The organism is Rathayibacter rhapontici, from assembly GCF_001995175.1.
Lineage (GTDB): Bacteria > Actinomycetota > Actinomycetes > Actinomycetales > Microbacteriaceae > Rathayibacter.
The window spans coordinates 1-16,950 of record NZ_MUKN01000021.1; the positions used below are offsets into that span (position 1 = coordinate 1).

Consider the following 16,950-nt stretch of genomic DNA (forward strand, 5'->3'; position numbering starts at 1 on the left):
CCGCCGCCGGCCGCCCGTGCGACCCGTGCCCCCCATGCGCCCCCGGCGCCATCAGGTGCAGCAGCCAGTTCTTCTCGTCCCCGCGACCGCCCTTCGCCCCCGTGTGCAGCAGCGCGTACCGCCGCGGCTCGCCGCCGAGCCCCCCGTCGGGCCGCCCCGTCAGCACCGCGATGACCTCCTCGCCCTCGCGCCACTTCTCGAGCGCGAACGTGCCCTCGTCCCAGATCCGCACCTCTCCGCCGCCGTACTCGCCCGCCGGGATCGTGCCCTCGAAGGTCGCGTACTCGAGCGGATGGTCCTCGGTCTGCACGGCGAGCCGGTTCGGATCGCCCTCGAGGGGCGGCCCCTTCGGCACCGCCCAGCTCACGAGTACGCCGTCGTGCTCGAGCCGGAAGTCGTAGTGGAGGCGCCGCGCGTGGTGCTCCTGGATCACGAAGGAGTCACCGGACGACGTCGCTCCGGTCCCGGGCTCGGGGACGGGCTCGGGCGTCTTCGCGGCGTCGCGCATGCTGCGGTAGGCGGCGAGGCGGTCGGCGGAGGCGTCGGTCGCCGCGAACCCGGCGAGGCGCTCCGGAGTCGGCTCGAGCCCCGCCTCCCGCGCGGCGAGCACGGGGCGCAGCAGGTCGCCGCTCTCGCGCAGGCGCTCGACGACCTCCTCCGGCGCGAGGTGGCGCAGTCCCTCCGCCCCGATCTCCTCCCAGGTGCGCGGTGCCGCGGCGAACGGGCGCAGCCGGCCCCGGAGGGAGTACGGCGCGATCGTGGTCTTCGCCGCGTTGTTCTGACTCCAGTCGACGAGGACCTTGCCTTCGCGCAGGGTCTTCTTCATGTCCGAGACGACGAGGTCGCGGTGGTCGGCCTCGAGCGCCTTCGCGAGCTCGTGCGCGACCGCCGAGATCTGATCGCTCGAGGCGGAGGCGTCGAGCGGGCAGTAGAGGTGGAGTCCCTTGCTGCCGCTGGTCACCGGGTAGGGCTCGAGCCCCATGCCCTCGAGCAGGTCGCGGGCGAGGAACGCGACCTCGGCGCACTCCGCGAGCCCCGCGCCCTCGCCCGGGTCGAGGTCGAGGACGAGGCGGTCGGGCGGGCGGCGCTCGCCGCCGGATCCCACCCGCCACTGCGGCACGTGCAGCTCGAGCGCGGCCTGCTGCGCGAGCCAGGTGAGGCCGGCGACGTCGTCGACGAGCGGGTACTCGACGTCGCGGGAGCTGTGCGCGAGGCGCGTGCGGCTCAGCCAGTACGGGGCGGAGGAGGGCAGGTTCTTCTCGAAGAAGACCTCGCCCGGGTGCTCGGCCGTGCCCACTCCATCGACCCAGCGCTTGCGGGTGACGGGCCGGCGGGCGAGGTGCGGCAGCAGGGCGTCGGCGACGGACGCGTAGTACGCGAGGACGTCGGCCTTGGTGAACCCCGCCTCCGGGTACACGATCTTGTCGAGGTTGGTCAGCTTCAGCCGCCGCCCGCCGACCGAGACGAGCTGCTGCGGGGATGCCATCCCCTCATGGTGGAGCCCCGCACGCACTGAGGGAACCCCGGCCCGCTCACGGAGGCCCCGGCCGCACGCACCGAGGGAACCCCGGACCGTCGAGGGAGCCCGGCGCAACGGGTTCCCTCGACCGTTCGGGATTCCCTCGGCGACGGCGGGTAGCGTCGAGCCACCACTTCGAAGGAGACCCCGTGCTCACCGACATCCCCCTGACCACCATCGACGGAGCCGCGTCGACCCTCGCCGACTACGCGCCCGTCAAGCTCATCGTCAACGTCGCCTCCCGCTGCGGCCTCGCTCCGCAGTACGAGAAGCTCGAGGCGCTGCAGAAGACCTACGGCGACCGCGGATTCACGGTCCTCGGCTTCCCGAGCAACCAGTTCCTGCAGGAGCTCAGCGACGAGGACAAGATCAAGCAGTACTGCTCGACGACGTGGGGCGTAACGTTCCCGATGTTCGAGAAGGTCAAGGTGAACGGCAAGTCCGCGCACCCGCTCTACGCGGAGCTGACGAAGGCCGAGGACGAGGCGGGCAAGGCCGGCAAGGTGAAGTGGAACTTCGAGAAGTTCCTGGTCACGGCCGACGGCACCGTCCACCGCTTCCGCCCGACGGTCGAGCCCGACGACCCGCGGATCGTCGAGCTGATCGAGGCGTCGCTGCCCGCGCAGTAGGCGCTGAAGACCACTGACCGACACGGGGAGGCGACGGCTGACAGTCGCTGCTTCCCCGGTGGATGGTGCGACGAGCGGGACCGGCCGCCCGGACCCCTCAGCCCGCGCGCAGCCCCGCCTCGACGCGCGCGTCGGCGGGCGCCGTGCCCTCGGGGCAGACGATGTCGGTGACTTCGAACGGCGTGCGCCGAGTGATCGGGATCATCTCGATCCCGTCCACGTGGCGCAGCAGCACGAGTCCGCCGTCGCCCGCCCGCAGGCTCCGGCGCACCTGGCGCAGGAAGATGCCGGCCATGTCGAGCTCGACGACGAAGCTGCGTCCGTTGATCGTGATCCGCGAACCGATGACCGGCTGCGACGAGGTCGACACCGAGTCCGGGAGCCGGCGCACGTCCGACGCGCCCTTCCGGGCGAATGGCGCAGGAGTGATCGAGGTGCTGCGTCCGGTCGCCTGTGCGGTGTCGGTCATGATCGTCTCCGTCCGTGACGCGCCCGGTGTGGATCTCGACGGGCGCTGTCGCCTCAGGCTATGATCCGGGTCGCCGCGGCGGGATGGGCTTGACGGATGCGCCGGCGCGAGGCAGCGGCGTCAGCCCCGCGACTCCTGCGGCTCGGGAGTGACGGCGAGCTCGCCGTGCATGCTCGCGGCGCTGAGCATCTGCTCGATCCACGCGCGGTTCAGCTTCTGCTGGTGCGTCTCGCGGAACCGGAAGTGCAGCGGCACCGCGGGGTGCAGCCAGACGGAGCTGCGGCCGTGACCGGTCGAGGCGTCCTCGGTCCAGGACAGGGAGAAGGCCTCGTTGCGCCGCAGCTTCGAGAGCACGGCGACCTTCAGATGGGCGAGGACGCGCTCCTCGAACTCGATCTCGAGGTTCTGCGGTCCGTAGGTGAGAGTGGCCACGGTCCCCCTTCGTGTCTGCGGGCGGCCCGGCGCGGACGGCTCCGCAGGGAAACTAACGTCTCGGGCGCCCGGGGCGGGAATCGGCGGACAGACACGCCGTAGGCCCATTGACGCCTCGCGGGGGATGCTGCAGTCAGCCCTCGTCCCACCCCGTCTGCGGAGTGGCGCAGGTGCCGCGGAACACGTACTGCGACGGCGCCTTCCGCTGATGCGAGGACCAGTCGATGGCGGGGCGCCGCTGCTCCGGAGGCAGGTAGCCGAGCCGGTAGACCGCCATCAGCTCGAGGTCGTCCGGCACCGCCAGGAGCGACTCGATCCTCGCCCAGGCGCCCGGCACCTCCATCGGGAACGAGACGAACTGGATCCCCATGCCGAGCTCGACCGTGCTCAGCCAGACGTTCTCCATCGCCGCGCCCATGCTGAAGACGGAGTAGAAGGACGACAGCTCGCCCGGCCGGTACTCGGCGCGGTCGAGCATCACGCCGAGCAGGAGCGGCGACCCGGCGACGAGCTTCCGGTTCTCCTCGCCGAGGGTCTGCGGCACGCGCAGCGAGTTCATCAGGAACTGCCCGCGCTTGGTGAACACCTGCTTGGTGAACGGGCGCAGCGGAGCCGGCAGCTTGTCGAACAGCATGCCGTCGCGGCGCTGCTCCATCTCCTCCGCGCTGAAGCGGAAGTAGGGCTTGTAGCGCTCGAAGAACGTGCCGTTCGACATGGCGGTGGTCATGCTGGCGCCGCTGATCTCGGCGATCCGCTCGATGGTGTCCCGCTCCTCGATCAGCACGAAGCGCCACGGCTGGCTGTTCAGCTGCGAGGGCGCGCGCCCCGCCACCTCCATCAGGAGGCGCTGGTGCTCCTCCGAGACCGGATCGGGCAGGAAGGGGCCGTTGGTGGTCGCGCGGCGGCGCACGACGTCGAGGAACTCCATGCCCTCATCCTGCCCACTCGTCCCGGGAGGGGGCAGGGGGCTGGACCGGGTACGATTTCGGAGCCCGCGCCTCGGCGGGCCGACAGGAGCGGCGCCCGATGAAGAACTCCCGAGTGGTCTTCTACCTCATCGGAGGCGTCCTCATCCTCGGCTCCGGCATCTCGTCGGCCATGCGGGGCGACGTCTCGGTCCCCGACCTCATCACGATCGTCTGCGGACTGGCGATCCTGGCGCTCGCCGCGTGGGAGTACTTCCGCACGCAGAAGCGCGGGTCGGGCTCGGACGAGCCGAAGGTCGGGCCTCCGCGCTGAGCGGCGTCCTGCGCTGATCTCCGCCTTCCTCCGCGAGTCAGCGCCGCGAGAGCACGACCCCGGCGACCACGAACGGAGCCGCGGCCAGCGCGATCGCCGGGTGCCGGCGTCCGTGCGTCCCCGCGAACGGTATGACCGCGAGCGGCACCACCGCGGGAGCGAGTGCCGCGGCCGCACGCGGATCCGACCGCAGCAGCGCGGCGAGGGCCGCGCCGGTCAGCGCCGACGTCGCGATGTACAGCGCGTGGTGGATCCAGTGCCAGCGCCCCGTCCGCACGGTGCCGGTCGCGACCGCGGTTCCGAGCGCGCAGTTGGCGGAATAACTGACGGCGGCGGCGCTCATCCAGCCGCGGGCGGCGCTCACTCCGCAGGGCCCCGCGTCAGCAGCAGCCGGTACGGAGCCGCCCGCTCGACCCGCCAGCCCTCCGGCACGACGGCGCGCAGCTCCGCCGCCGTGTAGCTGCGGCGCACCGACAGCGAGCCGTCGTAGTGCAGGAACGAGCCGGCGGCGAGCGGGCGCGTGGCGACGGAGTAGGCCGTGTAGGCCAGGCGCGAGCGCTCGATGTCGTTGTGCAGCGCGCGGGGAGCGAGGCGCTCGCTGTCCTCGAGGAGCGACGCGAGCGCCTGGGGAGTCAGGTGGTGCAGCAGGTGGTTCGACACGACCAGGTCGAACTCCTCTCCCTCGCCGACCAGATCGGCGCTGCTCGCCCGGCGGAACTCGACGCCCGGCGTGCCCGGTCGCGCGGTCGCGAAGGCGAAGGCGCGCTCGTCCGGATCGACGGCGGTGATCGCGAGACGGAGCCCGTCCTCGCGCGCCCAGCCCGCGAGGGCGAGAGCGACGTCGCCGCCCCCCGAGCCGATGTCGAGCAGTCTCGTGGGCTCGTGCTCGTCGAGCAGCGGGCGGAGGCGGGAGCGGTACAGCCCCCGCCAGCCCGACACCAGGCGGTTCACGGCGCCGAAGCGCGCGTAGGTCGCGTCCAGGAGCACCCGGTCGCACGCCGGGTCGTCCATCAGCTCCTGCGCCTCGAGCTCGCGGTGGCGGAGGTCCGGGGCGAGCGGCGCCCTCACTCCCCGCCCCGCTTCGTGAGCAGGCCCATCTCGACGGTGAGGCCCGGCCCGAACGCCATGGCGCCGATCCGCTCGCCGTCAGCCGCCTCGCCGTGCAGCAGGCGGCGCAGGATGAACAGCACCGTCGCGCTCGACATGTTGCCGGCCGTGCGCAGCACCTCGCGCGACGGGTGCATCTGCTCGTCGTCGAGCTCGAGCGCGGTCTGCACGCGGTCGAGGATGCTGCGCCCGCCCGGGTGGACGGCCCAGCGCTGCACGCCCTGCGCACCGGCCTCGCCGAGCAGCGGGGCCAGGGCGCCCGTGATGTTCTGGCCGATGATCGCCGGCACGTAGGTGCTCAGGCGCATCGTGAAGCCGTGGTCGCCGATCGTCCAGGCCATCTCGTCCTCGCCCTCGGGGGTGAGGGTGGTGTCGAGCGCGTCGATCTCGAGGACCGCGGTGCCCGGCTCCGGAGGGCGCGCGGTGACGACGGCCGCCGCGCCTCCGTCGGCGAACACCGAGGTGGCGACGATCTGCTCGGGATCGTTGGAGGACGTCAGGTGGATCGTGCAGATCTCGACGGCGACGACGAGCACGACCGCGTCCGGATCCGCGTCGCAGAACGCCTTCGCGGCGCGGAGCCCGGGGAAGGCGCCGTAGCAGCCCATGAAGCCGAGGTGGAAGCGCTGCGTCGACGGCGACAGGCCGAGGGCGCGGACCAGCTGGTAGTCGGGGCCCGGGGCGTAGAAGCCGGTGCACGAGACCGTGACGACGTGGGTCACGTCGTCGGCGGTCAGCGACGCCGCCTCGAGGGCGCGTCGAGCGGAGTCGGCGAAGAGCTCGGGTGCGCGGGCGGCGTAGAGCGCGTTGCGCGCCGCGGTGCCCGGGTTCAGCACGGCGTTCGAGCGGGCGTCGTAGAAGACGCTCGCCCCCTCCCGCACCTCGCGGTCGAGCTCGTCGACCACGGTGTGCCGGGTCTCGATCGCGGACGCGTCGAACGCGGCGCCGAGGAGCCTCGAGCCGAGCCGGCTGATGCCCTCCTGTGCGGCGAAGAGGTCGCGCACGTCCCCCTGGCGCAGCACCGTCGCCGGTACGGCCGTCTCGATGCTGCGGATGTGCACGCTCACCCGCAGGAACCTATCCCAGGAACCTGCGGGCGAGCGCTCCTCGGCGGAATCAGAGGATCGGCTTCCCGCCGGTGACGGCGATCGTGGCCCCGCTCATGTAGCTGCCCTCGTCGGACGCGAGCAGGACGTAGGCGTGCGCGACCTCGGCCGGCTGGCCGGGGCGGCCCAGCGGCACGTTCTCGCCGAACGAGGCGACCGCCTCCGGAGGCATCGTCGACGGGATCAGCGGCGTCCAGATGGGGCCGGGAGCGACCGCGTTCGCGCGGATGCCCTTCTCGCCGAGTGCCTGCGCGAACGAGCCGGTCATGCTGAGCATCGCCGACTTCGTGGCGGCGTAGGGGAGCAGCTGGTACGACGGCTGGTCGGACTGCACCGAGCTCGTCGCGATGATCGACGCGCCGGGCTGGAGGTGCGGGATCGCGGCCTTCACGAGGTGGAAGTAGGCGCTGAGGTTGGTCGCGATCGTGCGGTCCCACTCCTCGTCGGGGATGTCGGTGATCTCCTCGTGGCTCATCTGGAAGGCCGCGTTGCTGACGAGGACCTCGAGGTGGCCGAGGGTCTCGACGGTCTGCGAGACGGCGGCGCGGCACTGGGCGGGGTCGCGCAGGTCGCCGGGGAGCAGGAGCGCCTCCCGGCCGGCCTCGCGGACCCACTTCGCGGTGTCCTCGGCGTCCTCGTGCTCGTCGAGGTACGCGATGGCGACGTCGGCGCCCTCGCGGGCGAAGGCGATGGCGACCGCCTTGCCGATGCCGCTGTCGGCGCCGGTGACGAGGGCGACCTTGCCGCTGAGACGGCCGGTGCCGCGGTAGCTCTTCTCGCCGTGGTCGGCCTTCGGGGTCAGCTCGGCCTCGGTGCCGGGCGGGGTCTGCTCAGGGGATTCCGGAGTCATGACTCTCCCTCTCGTGTCGGTGGGTGGGTCGTTCCATGGAAGCCGACAGCGGGGAGCGAGCGCAGGGGGTTGACGCTCCTCGGCCGCCCCGCGACCGCCGCCGGGGCGGGATCCCGTCCGGCGCAGAACGCCGCGACTCCCCGTCAAGCCCGCGACATCCGAGGGCCGCAGGGCCTTCACTGGTCCTACCGCCGTCCCCTTCGGCGGTGATCCCCCAGGAGGTCGTCATGAGCATCCCCACCGACTCCGGTCGCGACAGCAGCGACCCGCGCCGCGACGACACGACGGCGCACGCCGCCGGAGAGACGCGCCGCTTCGAGACCGCCCCGCAGACCGGGAGCACCTCGAGCACCACCTCGTCGAGCACGTCGGACCGGTCCGACTCGTCGAGCGCCCCCGAGCACCGCGCGGCGGTCGACCCCGACTCCGCCGAGGCCAAGCAGGCCCGCGCGGCCACTCGCAAGGACATCCACGACCGCGAGCGCGAGCGCTTCGGCGGGCTGAAGATCGGCTGCGCCTTCTTCGGCTGGCTCGCCGCGACCGGCCTCGCGGTGATCCTCACCGCCCTGGTCACGGCGATCGGAGCGGCCGTCGTCGGCACGCAGGACGTCACCGCCGATCTCGCCGCCGACCCGGTCGCGTTCGGCTGGGCGGGCGGGATCGCGCTGCTGGTCATCCTCTTCGTCGCGTACTACTGCGGCGGCTACGTCGCCGGCCGCATGGCCCGCTTCAGCGGAGCGAAGCAGGGCGTCGCCGTGTGGGCGTGGGCCGTCGTGGTCACGATCCTCGTGGGCATCGCCTCCGCGATCACCGGAGGCACCCAGGTGCTCTCGGCCGTCAGCAGCTTCCCGCGCATCCCGCTCGACGGGAGCGACGCGACCATCGCCGCGGTCCTGACGGCGCTCGCCGCCCTCGTCGTCGCGCTGATCGCCGCAGTGCTCGGCGGACTCGCCGGCATGCGCTTCCACCGCCGCGTCGACCGCGAGGGACTGGCCGGCCTCACCGTCTGACCCTTCCCGCGAGATGCCACTCCGGTACGGTCCGCCCGGCGTGCCGCGTACCGGAGTGGCATCTCGCCTACGCTCGCGGAGTGATCCCCCGCGCCGCTGCTCTCGCCCACGACCTGCAGGAGTGGGCGGCCCCTGCTCCGCTCGTCGACCTCCGCGACGAGTACCTCGCGTTCCTCGCCGAGCACGGGGAGGCATCGCTCGAGCGCACCCTCGGACCCGAGCACATCACCGCGAGCTGCTTCGTGCTCTCGCCGGAGCTCGACCGGGTACTGCTCTGCTTCCACGGCAAGGGCCGCTTCTGGGTGCAGCTCGGCGGGCATATCGAGCCGGGCGACCCCTCCGTCGCCGACGCGGCTCTGCGCGAGGCGCGTGAGGAGAGCGGAGTCGCGTCGCTCGCTCCGCTCGGATCGCTGCCCCTCGACCTCGACCGGCACGGGTTGGGCGGCGGCTTCGGACGCTGCTCCCGGCACTGGGACATCGGCTACGGCGCGATCGCGGACCCGTCGGCACCCGTCGTGGTGAGCGACGAGAGCGAGGACGTGGCCTGGTTCCCCGTCGACGCCCTGCCCGAGGAGGTTCCGCCCGGGTTCGCCGAGAGGCTGGCGGGTGCGGTGCGGGCCGCTCAGGCCGTGGCGCGTTCGTAACGAAGGAAGGATCGTCGGGACCGCGGGACCGCTCCCACAGCGCTCTCCGACGAAACCGTCCTTCGTTGTGAACGCGCCCGCCCTCCGTTCCGGACGGGGCGCTCGTCGCCGGTGGGGCACGATGGGGCGATGAGCACCCCCCAGCGCCCCGTCGTCGTCGTCGCGGGAGCGAGCGGCTTCCTCGGCACCGACCTCTCCGGCCGCTTCGAGCAGGCGGGCTGGACCGTGCGTCGCATCGGGCGCTCGGGCCCGGACGCGCGTTGGGGCGACTCCGCGGGTCTCGTCAGTGCCGTCGACGGCGCGCGACTGCTCGTGAACCTCGCGGGGAAGAGCGTCGACTGCCGCTACACGCCGGCGAACCGCGCCGAGATCCTCCGCTCGCGCGTCGAGACCACTGCGGAGCTGCACCGCGCGGTCGCCGCGGCCGCGACTCCGCCGCCGGTCTGGATGAACTCGAGCACCGCGACGATCTACCGGCACGAGGAGGAGCGCGCGAACACCGAGCGCGACGGCGTGATCGGCGAGGGCTTCTCGGTCGACGTGGCCAAGGCCTGGGAGGCGGAGTTCTTCTCGGGCGAGACGCCCGGCACGCGCCGCGTCGCGCTCCGGATGGCGATCGTGCTGGGCGACGGACACGCGACCGGCATGCTGCTGCGCCTCGCACGCCTCGGCCTCGGCGGGCCGCAGTACGACTGCCGCTGGCCCGCGACGCGCGGTCGCCGGGCGGCGGGGGTGCACCACGAGTACCGGGCCACGCACGGCCGCCAGCACTTCAGCTGGATCCACGTCGAGGACGTGTTCCGCTCGATCCTGTTCCTGGAGGAGTCGTCGCTCGAGGGCCCGGTGAACCTCGCGTCGCCGAATCCCAGCGACAACACCGAGCTCTCGCGCCTGCTGCGCGCCGCCGTCGGCCGCCGTCTCGGCCTGCCCGCGCCCCGCTTCGTCCTCGAGCCCGCGATGCTGCTGCTGCGCACCGAGCCCGAGCTCCTCCTCAAGAGCCGCTGGGTCGTCCCCGGCCGCCTGGAGGACGCCGGCTTCGCCTTCGCCCACCCGGACCTGGCTGAGGCCCTCCGCGACGTCGCCGCCCCCGCCTGACCCGCCGTCTCCGTCCAAGAGCCTGCACAACGAAGGCCCACCGCCCCGCTCCGACGCTCTTCCCCGCTTCGGAGCCGCCCAGCCTTACTTCTGCACCTCCACCGTCGCGCGAGGCATCGGCCAAACGAGCCACCAGCCTCCGCAGGCACCAGTCCTGGGCTGCAACAGTCCCGGGAACCAGCAGTCCCGGGAGGCTCGGGTTCCGGGCTGCACCGGTCCCGGGAGGCACGCCTCCCGAATCCCCGCACCGCGACGAGGCGAAGCCGAGAACGCGTGCCAAGCGTTGTCGGCAAGCCGAACGCAGGACGCTCCTAGGAACGCAACCGTCTCTGCAAGCCGACTGCGCCGAGCCGCACAGGGGGCGGCTCGGGATGAGCGCCGTGCGCGTGCCAAGCGTTGTCGGCGAGCCGGACGCAAGACGCTCCTAGGAACGCAACCGCCTCGCAAAGCCGACCGCGCCACGCCGCACAGGGGGCGGCGTGGACGACATCGCGCCCCGCGACGCGCTACTGCGCGACGCGAAGCGCGATGTCGCGACGGTACTGCCCGCCGTCGAGGTGGATCAGGTCGAGTGCCTTGTAGGCGCGCGCCCGGGCCTCCGCGAAGTCCGCGCCGCGCGCGACCACGTTGAGCACGCGTCCGCCGGTGGCCACGAAGCGCCCGTCGACCAGCTGCGTCGCGGCGTGGGCGATGGTGACGCCGGGGACGGCCTCGGCCGCCTCGAGTCCACTGATGCCACGGCCGGTGACGGCGTTCTCGGGGTAGCCCTCGCTCGCGAGCACGACGGTCACGGCGACCTCGTCGGTGAAGGCGGGCCAGGGCACGGAGGCGAGCGAACCGGTGGACGCGGCGAGGAGCAGCGCCGAGAGGGGCGAGGCGAGGCGGGGCAGCACGACCTGCGTCTCGGGGTCGCCGAAGCGGGCGTTGAATTCGATCACGCGGATGCCGGCCTCGGTGACGATGAGGCCGCAGTAGAGGAGTCCGACGAAGGGGGTGCGCTCGCGCTCGAGCTGGCGGATGGTCGGGATGGCGACGGTGTCGATGACCTCGTCGACGAACGCGCGCTCGCTCGCCCAGCGGTCGGCGAGCCAGGGGAGGGGGGAGTAGGCGCCCATGCCGCCCGTGTTCGGGCCCTCGTCGCCGTCGCCGAGGCGCTTGTAGTCCTGGGCGGGCGAGAGCGGGACGACGTCGTGGCCGTCGGAGAGGAGGAAGAGCGAGACCTCCTGGCCGTCGAGGAACTCCTCGATGAGGACGTCGCCGGACTGCAGCCAGAACTCGGCGTGCGCGACGGCCGCGCTGCGCGACTCCGTCACGAGGACGCCCTTGCCGGCGGCGAGGCCGTCGGCCTTGACGACGTAGGGGGCGCCGAAGCCGTCGATGACGCGGGTCGCGTCGACCAGGGTCGAGACGCGCGTGGCTCGGCCGGTGGGGACGCGCGCCATGTCCATGACGCGCTTCGCGAAGGTCTTGGAGCCCTCGAGGGCGGCGGCGGCCTTGTCGGGTCCGAAGGTGGGGATGCGGCGCTGGCGCAGGGCGTCGGCGACTCCGGCGACCAGGGGCGCCTCGGGGCCGATGACGACGAGCTCGATGCCCTGCTCGAGGGCGAAGTCGGTGACGAGGCGGGGGCTGTTCGTGTCGAAGTGGATGACCTCGACGTCGCGCGCGATGCCCGCGTTGCCGGGCGCGGCGATGATCTCGTGCTGCTCCTCCTCTGCGAGGAGAGCCGTGATGATGGCGTGCTCACGGGCACCCGAACCGAGGACGAGGATCTTCACCTGAACAGGATAGGCCCGGGTCGTCGCGGGGCGGACTCACTCCGTCACGCCTCCTCCATGCCGGGATCGCACGCCCGCGAGATGCCACTCCGGTACGCCTCCTGCGACGTGTCCCGAGCGCGAGCGGCATCTCGCGGAGCGGGATTCCCGGGCGGTGGGCACGGCAGGATGGACGCATGGCCAAGGGGAAGATCGACGAGGCGTCCGGTCAGGGCGCGGTGCGCGCGGCGCTCGCCGGAGCGACGGACCGCACCACCACCGCGACCGCCGTGCGGTTCCTCCTGCAGATCATCGAGACGCGGGTGCCCGGCCGCAGCGTCGAGGTGCGCGTTCCTCCGTTCGGCGCCGCGCAGTGCGTCGAGGGTCCGGGGCACACCCGCGGCACCCCGCCGAACGTCATCGAGATGGACGCGGCGACCTGGCTGCGCCTCGCGACCGGCGACCTCCCGTGGGCCGAGGGCCTCGCGAGCGGCCGGATCCACGCCTCCGGGGTGCGGGCGGACCTCACGCCGTTCCTCCCCCTCCTCCGCGTCGGCTGACCGCGCCCGCCGGCTCCCTCCGCGTCGGCTGGGAGAACCCCGGCAGTCGTCGGATTAACTTCTCGTAAACGACCCTCGCGGACAGCGGACAGGCGTTTGACCTGCGGCCCACCCTGGGCTTGGCTGGGAAAGTTCCCCTCATGCGGCCGGAGACTCCTCCGAATCGCCGCTCGACGCTTGGAGATCTCGACCAGATGCGAAGCACTACCCCCGGCCGTCGACGCGGCCTGATCAGAACACTCTCGGTGACGGCAGTCGGTGCCGTCGCCGGTGCCGCGATGCTCGGCGCCGCTCCCGCGATGGCCGCCGAGGGCGACATCGCGATCGACGTCCTGTCGATCAACGACTTCCACGGCCGCATCGAGGCCAACGGCACGGTCGCCGGCGCGGCGGTCCTCGCCGGCGCGGTCGACTCCTACCGTGCCGCCAACCCGAACACGCTGTTCGTGTCGGCCGGCGACAACATCGGCGCCTCGACCTTCACCTCCAAGGTGCAGGACGACCAGCCGACCCTCGACGTCCTGAACGAGATGGGCCTGGACGTCAGCACGCTGGGCAACCACGAGTTCGACAAGGGCCGCACGGATGTCGACGGCCGCGTGAGCGACGAGTCCGACTTCCCGTACGTGAACGCGAACCTCTTCGACACCGCCACGGGCGAGCGCGCGTACGACCCCTACTTCCTCGCCGAGCAGGAGGGCGTCTCGGTCGCCTTCATCGGAGCGATGACCGAGGACCTCGGCACGCTCGTCAGCCCCGGCGGCATCTCGACGCTCTCGATCGAGCCGATCGTCGAGAACGTCAACGAGGTCGCGACCGCGCTCCAGGACGGCGACGACGCCAACGGCGAGGCCGACGTGATCGTCCTGCTGCTCCACGAGGGCGCCGACGCCGGTGCGGCCGACGCGGGCACCCCCGCCGCCGACCCCAAGTTCGGCGCGATCGTCACCGGAGTCGCTCCGAACGTCGACGCGATCGTCTCGGGTCACAGCCACCAGGAGTACAACGCGACCGTCGACGCAGGACGCGCGTTCCCGACGATCGTGTCGCAGACCGGCAGCTACGCCGAGAACCTCGGCCACATGGCGCTGACCGTGGACCCGACGACCAAGGAGCTCACCTCGCTCACCAGCGAGGTCGTGCCGCTGACCGTCGAGGTCGACGACCCCGAGTCGGACGACGCCGCCGACACGATCTTCGTCGGAGCCTTCGACGCCGATCCCGCCGTCACCTCGATCGTCGAGGCCGCCCAGGCCGTCGCCGTCGAAGAGGGCAGCGTGAAGGTCGGCACCATCACCGACGACATCTCCCGCGCCTACCGCGAGGACGGCCAGACCAACCGCGGCTCCGAGTCGACGCTGGGCAACCTCGTCGCCGACGCGCAGCTCTGGGCCACCAGCGAGCTGGGCACCCAGATCGCCTTCACCAACGCCGGCGGACTCCGCGACGACCTCCTGTTCGCAGGCGACGCCACCGTGCCCGGTGACGCCGACGGCGTCGTGACCTACGCCGAGGCGTCCGACGCCCAGCCGTTCGCCAACACGCTCGTCACGCTGCAGCTGACGGGCGCGCAGATCGAGGCTCTGCTCGAGGAGCAGTGGGTCGGGAGCGCCGCGCACCCGCAGCTCAAGCTCGCCACCTCGGCCGCGCTGACCTACGTCTTCGACCCGGCCGCCCCGCAGGGCGAGCACATCTCGGAGGTCTTCTTCGAGAACGTGCCCGTCGACCCGGCGCAGACCTTCACCGTCGTGACGAACAACTTCCTCTCGACCGGTGGCGACGGATTCAGCACCTTCACCGAGGGCACCGGCACCGCCGACTCCGGACGCATCGACCTCGACGCGTTCGTCGCCTACATCCAGGACCTCGGCACCGTGAGCCCGGACCCCGTCCAGCGCTCGATCGGCCTCACCGAGAACATCCCGGACTCGGGTGAGTACGCCGTCGGCGACACGATGACGGTCGACCTGTCCTCGCTCCTGTTCAGCACGGGTGCGCCGACCGACACGACGGTCACCGCGAGCGTCGACGGCACCGAGGTCGGCACCGCGCCGATCGACCCGACCCGGGCCGTCACCGACGACTCGACGGGCCGCGCCTCGTTCAGCGTCCCGATCGCCGAGAGCCTGGCGGGCGGCACGCACACCGCGTCCTTCGCCCTCGAGGAGACCGGCGTCACCGTGAGCGTCGACTTCGCGGTCGCCGACGCGGCCGTCGCGCCGGCTCCGGTCCCGGAGCGACCGAGACCACGGTCCCGACGACTCCCGCCGCGCCGACGAAGCCCGTCGCCGGCGGCCCGACCGGCGGTGGCGCGCACCAGCTCGCCGCGACCGGATTCGACACGACCCCGGCCCTGCTGGCCGGTGCCGTCGCCCTCCTGCTCGGAGCGGCGATGAGCGTGGCGCACCTGCGTCGCCGCACCGTCTCGAAGTAGCACCGCAGCGCACGACGAAGGGCCTCCGACTCCGGTCGGGGGCCCTTCGCCGTGCCGGGAACGCGGAAACGCCGCCTCCCCGAGGGGACGGCGGCGTTCGGGCGCGAGTGCTGTCGCGGAGCGCGGGGCTCAGTGCTGGGTCGGGACCTGACGGTAGCCGTCGCGGCGGGTGACGAGCACGGTCGCGACGGCGCCCCAGGCGGAGACTCCGGCGAGGAGGGCGACGATTGCGATGCTCATGACTGTTCTGCCTTTCGTTGCGGCGGAATCTGATCCATCCGCCGGGATGCTGTGTACAACGTCCACTCTGGCCAGTCCTGTTCCTTAGGACAATCGATGGATTCTTGCCCTGACGTGTAGCGTTGCTTCATGGACGTGCGGCGGCTGGAACTGCTCAGAGAGCTCTCGATGCGGCGCTCGATCACCGCGGTCGCGGAGGCGACGCACCGCACTCCCTCCGCCGTCTCGCAGCAGCTCAAGGTGCTCGAGCGCGAGGCCGGCGTGCCCCTGATCGAGCGGTCGGGCCGCGGAGTGGTCCTCACGGGAGCCGGCCGCGAGCTCGCCCGGAGCGCCACCGAGATCGCCATCGCGCTCGAGCGCGCGGACGCCGTGTGGCAGACCTTCAAGAACAACCCGATCGGCGAAGTGACGATCGCCACGTTCCCGACCGCCGGGCAGATGCTCCTGCCCGACGCGCTCGTGGCGCTGCGGAGCGTGGAGGGACTCGTCGTGCAGTGCGAGGACGTGGATCCGGGCACCGACGAGTTCGCCGACCTCACCGCCGACTTCGACATCGTGCTGGGCCACTCGCCCACCGGCCGGAGCGCCTGGGCGGGTCGGGGACTCGCGATGGCCGAGCTGATGGTGGAGCCGCTGGACATCGCGCTGCCGGTCGGCCACCGGCTCGCCGAGCGGGCCACGGTGACGGCCGCCGATCTGGTCGGCGAGACCTGGATCGGCGTGCCGGACGGATTCCCCTTCGAGAGCGTCATGCAGGAGATCGAGACGGCGTCCGGCGAGGCCGTGCGCGTCGAGCAGCGCTTCGCGTCGACCCGCGTGACGGAGGCGTTCGTCGCCGCCGGACTGGGCATCGCGGTGCTGCCGCGCTACACCGCGGGCGGCCCCGGCATCGTCGTGAAGCCCCTCCGCGGGGTCAGCTCGGTGCGGCACATCGTGGCGCTCATGCGTCCGGACCGCGCCGAGCGGCTGTCGGTGCGGACGGTCGTGCGCGAGCTGCGCGCGCAGGCGGGGCGCCTCGTCCACGCGATGTGAACCGCTCCTCCGCGGGTCGCTGCGACGGAGCGCCGGGCTGCGGAACGACCGGCGGACGCCCGGCCGCCGAGGTGCGGAGGTCGCCCGGTCGCCGAGGTACGGAGGGCGACCGGTCCCGGAACGGGGCCTGCAGCTGCGGCGGAGCCCGTTCGGCGTCCACTCGCAGAGTCGGCCACCGCTGAACGGTCGCGCAACGGGGCCTGCGGCATCGATGGAGCCCGTCAGGCGCCCCCTCGCGGGTCCGACGGGGTCGGGTGTGCTCGGGAGCGCGGCCCCCGCACCGCGCGCTGTTCGCCTGCACCGGACACGGTCCCCTCGACGGCGCGGACAGGGGAGAATGGAGTCATGACCGATCCGCTCGACACTCCGCAGCACTCCGACGACGTCGAGGTGACCCGCGAAGAGGTCGAGGTGCGCCGGAGCCCGCGCATCTGGCGCATCCTGGCGCTGGGCGCCGGACTCGGCGCGATCACGGCGTTCGTGCTGACCTTCGCCCTGCCCGAGACGCAGGGCTTCTCGCAGGGCCAGGTCTTCGGCTTCAGCCTGCTGCTGTTCGTGACGCTCTTCGGTGCGCTCGCCGGCCTGATCGTCGTGATCCTCGACCGCGTGGTCGGACGCCGGGTGGTCCGCCGCACCGCCGAGCGCACGGTCGCCCGCGAGAGCACGCCCGGCGACCCGCAGGCGGACGGCGGCTCCGAGCCGGAGCCGGGCACCGCCGTCCGCTGACGGATCGGCTCAGCGTCCCTTGCGCGCGGTCCTGCGCGCGGCGTTCTGCATCGTGCGCTTCGCCTTCTGCGACTTCGTCAGCTTGCGCGCGATGAACATCAGCA

General features: G+C 72.5%; 18 protein-coding genes. 9 read left to right on the plus strand and 9 right to left on the minus strand.

Annotated elements, in window-relative coordinates; translation table 11 throughout:
* On the minus strand, positions 1 to 1,486 hold a 1,486-nt coding region (gene ligD, locus B0T42_RS08405; protein WP_201788509.1), incomplete at its 3' end, for a non-homologous end-joining DNA ligase.
* A 182-nt stretch (positions 1,487 to 1,668) separates the two neighbouring features.
* Between ligD and B0T42_RS08410 the strand changes: the two genes are divergently transcribed.
* Positions 1,669 to 2,148 (plus strand): glutathione peroxidase, encoded by a 480-nt coding sequence (locus tag B0T42_RS08410; RefSeq protein WP_236720182.1) that lies wholly within the window; start codon positions 1,669 to 1,671, stop codon positions 2,146 to 2,148.
* A gap of 97 nt (positions 2,149 to 2,245) precedes the next feature.
* Here the strand turns inward: B0T42_RS08410 and B0T42_RS08415 are convergent, their stop codons facing one another.
* The 3 genes from B0T42_RS08415 to B0T42_RS08425 all read right to left on the minus strand — a co-directional run bounded on the left by B0T42_RS08415 (position 2,246) and on the right by B0T42_RS08425 (position 3,977).
* Positions 2,246 to 2,617, minus strand: coding sequence for a hypothetical protein (locus B0T42_RS08415; protein ID WP_077222766.1), 372 nt, complete (start codon positions 2,615 to 2,617; stop codon positions 2,246 to 2,248).
* Positions 2,618 to 2,737: 120 nt separating this feature from the next.
* Positions 2,738 to 3,049 carry a DUF7882 family protein gene (locus B0T42_RS08420; protein WP_077222767.1) on the minus strand — a complete coding sequence of 104 codons (312 nt, stop codon included), beginning with the start codon at positions 3,047 to 3,049 and terminating at the stop codon, positions 2,738 to 2,740.
* Positions 3,050 to 3,182: 133 nt separating this feature from the next.
* Positions 3,183 to 3,977, minus strand: a complete 795-nt coding sequence (locus tag B0T42_RS08425) for a nitroreductase family protein (protein ID WP_077222768.1) — start codon at positions 3,975 to 3,977, stop codon at positions 3,183 to 3,185.
* Between the two features lie 98 nt (positions 3,978 to 4,075).
* On the opposite strand from B0T42_RS08425, the gene B0T42_RS08430 reads away from it, so the two are divergent.
* The gene (locus tag B0T42_RS08430; protein WP_077222769.1) at positions 4,076 to 4,288 is read left to right on the plus strand and encodes a hypothetical protein; all 213 of its coding nucleotides are present in this window, start codon (positions 4,076 to 4,078) and stop codon (positions 4,286 to 4,288) included.
* 37 nt (positions 4,289 to 4,325) lie between these two features.
* Here the strand turns inward: B0T42_RS08430 and B0T42_RS08435 are convergent, their stop codons facing one another.
* From B0T42_RS08435 to B0T42_RS08450, 4 genes are read right to left on the minus strand one after another with little or no spacing between them, the layout of a single operon-like run.
* Positions 4,326 to 4,652, minus strand: a complete 327-nt coding sequence (locus tag B0T42_RS08435) for a hypothetical protein (RefSeq protein WP_236720183.1) — start codon at positions 4,650 to 4,652, stop codon at positions 4,326 to 4,328.
* Entirely contained in the window at positions 4,649 to 5,356 is a 708-nt protein-coding gene (locus tag B0T42_RS08440) for a class I SAM-dependent methyltransferase (protein WP_236720184.1), read from the minus strand. The genes B0T42_RS08435 and B0T42_RS08440 overlap by 4 nt, the downstream gene beginning before the upstream one ends.
* A complete protein-coding gene (locus B0T42_RS08445) occupies positions 5,353 to 6,462 on the minus strand; it encodes a type III polyketide synthase (protein WP_077222771.1) in 1,110 nt (369 codons plus the stop codon). The genes B0T42_RS08440 and B0T42_RS08445 overlap by 4 nt, the downstream gene beginning before the upstream one ends.
* 49 nt (positions 6,463 to 6,511) lie before the next feature.
* Positions 6,512 to 7,351: an SDR family oxidoreductase gene (locus B0T42_RS08450; protein WP_077222772.1), complete on the minus strand. Its 840-nt coding sequence runs from the start codon at positions 7,349 to 7,351 to the stop codon at positions 6,512 to 6,514.
* Positions 7,352 to 7,578: 227 nt separating this feature from the next.
* Between B0T42_RS08450 and B0T42_RS08455 the strand changes: the two genes are divergently transcribed.
* The 3 genes from B0T42_RS08455 to B0T42_RS08465 all read left to right on the plus strand — a co-directional run bounded on the left by B0T42_RS08455 (position 7,579) and on the right by B0T42_RS08465 (position 10,100).
* Positions 7,579 to 8,361, plus strand: coding sequence for a hypothetical protein (locus B0T42_RS08455; protein WP_094742712.1), 783 nt, complete (start codon positions 7,579 to 7,581; stop codon positions 8,359 to 8,361).
* Positions 8,362 to 8,441: 80 nt separating this feature from the next.
* Positions 8,442 to 9,005 carry an NUDIX hydrolase gene (locus B0T42_RS08460; RefSeq protein ID WP_236720185.1) on the plus strand — a complete coding sequence of 188 codons (564 nt, stop codon included), beginning with the start codon at positions 8,442 to 8,444 and terminating at the stop codon, positions 9,003 to 9,005.
* A 129-nt stretch (positions 9,006 to 9,134) separates the two neighbouring features.
* Positions 9,135 to 10,100 (plus strand): epimerase, encoded by a 966-nt coding sequence (locus B0T42_RS08465; RefSeq protein WP_077222773.1) that lies wholly within the window; start codon positions 9,135 to 9,137, stop codon positions 10,098 to 10,100.
* 506 nt (positions 10,101 to 10,606) lie between these two features.
* Here the strand turns inward: B0T42_RS08465 and purD are convergent.
* Positions 10,607 to 11,875: a phosphoribosylamine--glycine ligase gene (purD, locus tag B0T42_RS08470; RefSeq protein ID WP_077222774.1), complete on the minus strand. Its 1,269-nt coding sequence runs from the start codon at positions 11,873 to 11,875 to the stop codon at positions 10,607 to 10,609.
* 176 nt (positions 11,876 to 12,051) lie between these two features.
* On the opposite strand from purD, the gene B0T42_RS08475 reads away from it, so the two are divergent.
* The 4 genes from B0T42_RS08475 to B0T42_RS20640 all read left to right on the plus strand — a co-directional run bounded on the left by B0T42_RS08475 (position 12,052) and on the right by B0T42_RS20640 (position 16,846).
* Positions 12,052 to 12,414 carry a sterol carrier family protein gene (locus B0T42_RS08475; RefSeq protein WP_055789224.1) on the plus strand — a complete coding sequence of 121 codons (363 nt, stop codon included), beginning with the start codon at positions 12,052 to 12,054 and terminating at the stop codon, positions 12,412 to 12,414.
* A gap of 245 nt (positions 12,415 to 12,659) precedes the next feature.
* Complete coding sequence (locus B0T42_RS08480; RefSeq protein WP_158078079.1) at positions 12,660 to 14,810, plus strand: bifunctional metallophosphatase/5'-nucleotidase; 2,151 nt, start codon at positions 12,660 to 12,662, stop codon at positions 14,808 to 14,810.
* 407 nt (positions 14,811 to 15,217) lie between these two features.
* On the plus strand, positions 15,218 to 16,120 hold the full coding sequence (locus B0T42_RS08485) for a LysR family transcriptional regulator (RefSeq protein ID WP_077222776.1): 903 nt from the start codon (positions 15,218 to 15,220) through the stop codon (positions 16,118 to 16,120).
* Positions 16,121 to 16,465: 345 nt separating this feature from the next.
* Complete coding sequence (locus B0T42_RS20640; protein WP_201788510.1) at positions 16,466 to 16,846, plus strand: hypothetical protein; 381 nt, start codon at positions 16,466 to 16,468, stop codon at positions 16,844 to 16,846.
* Positions 16,847 to 16,950 lie beyond the last annotated feature (104 nt).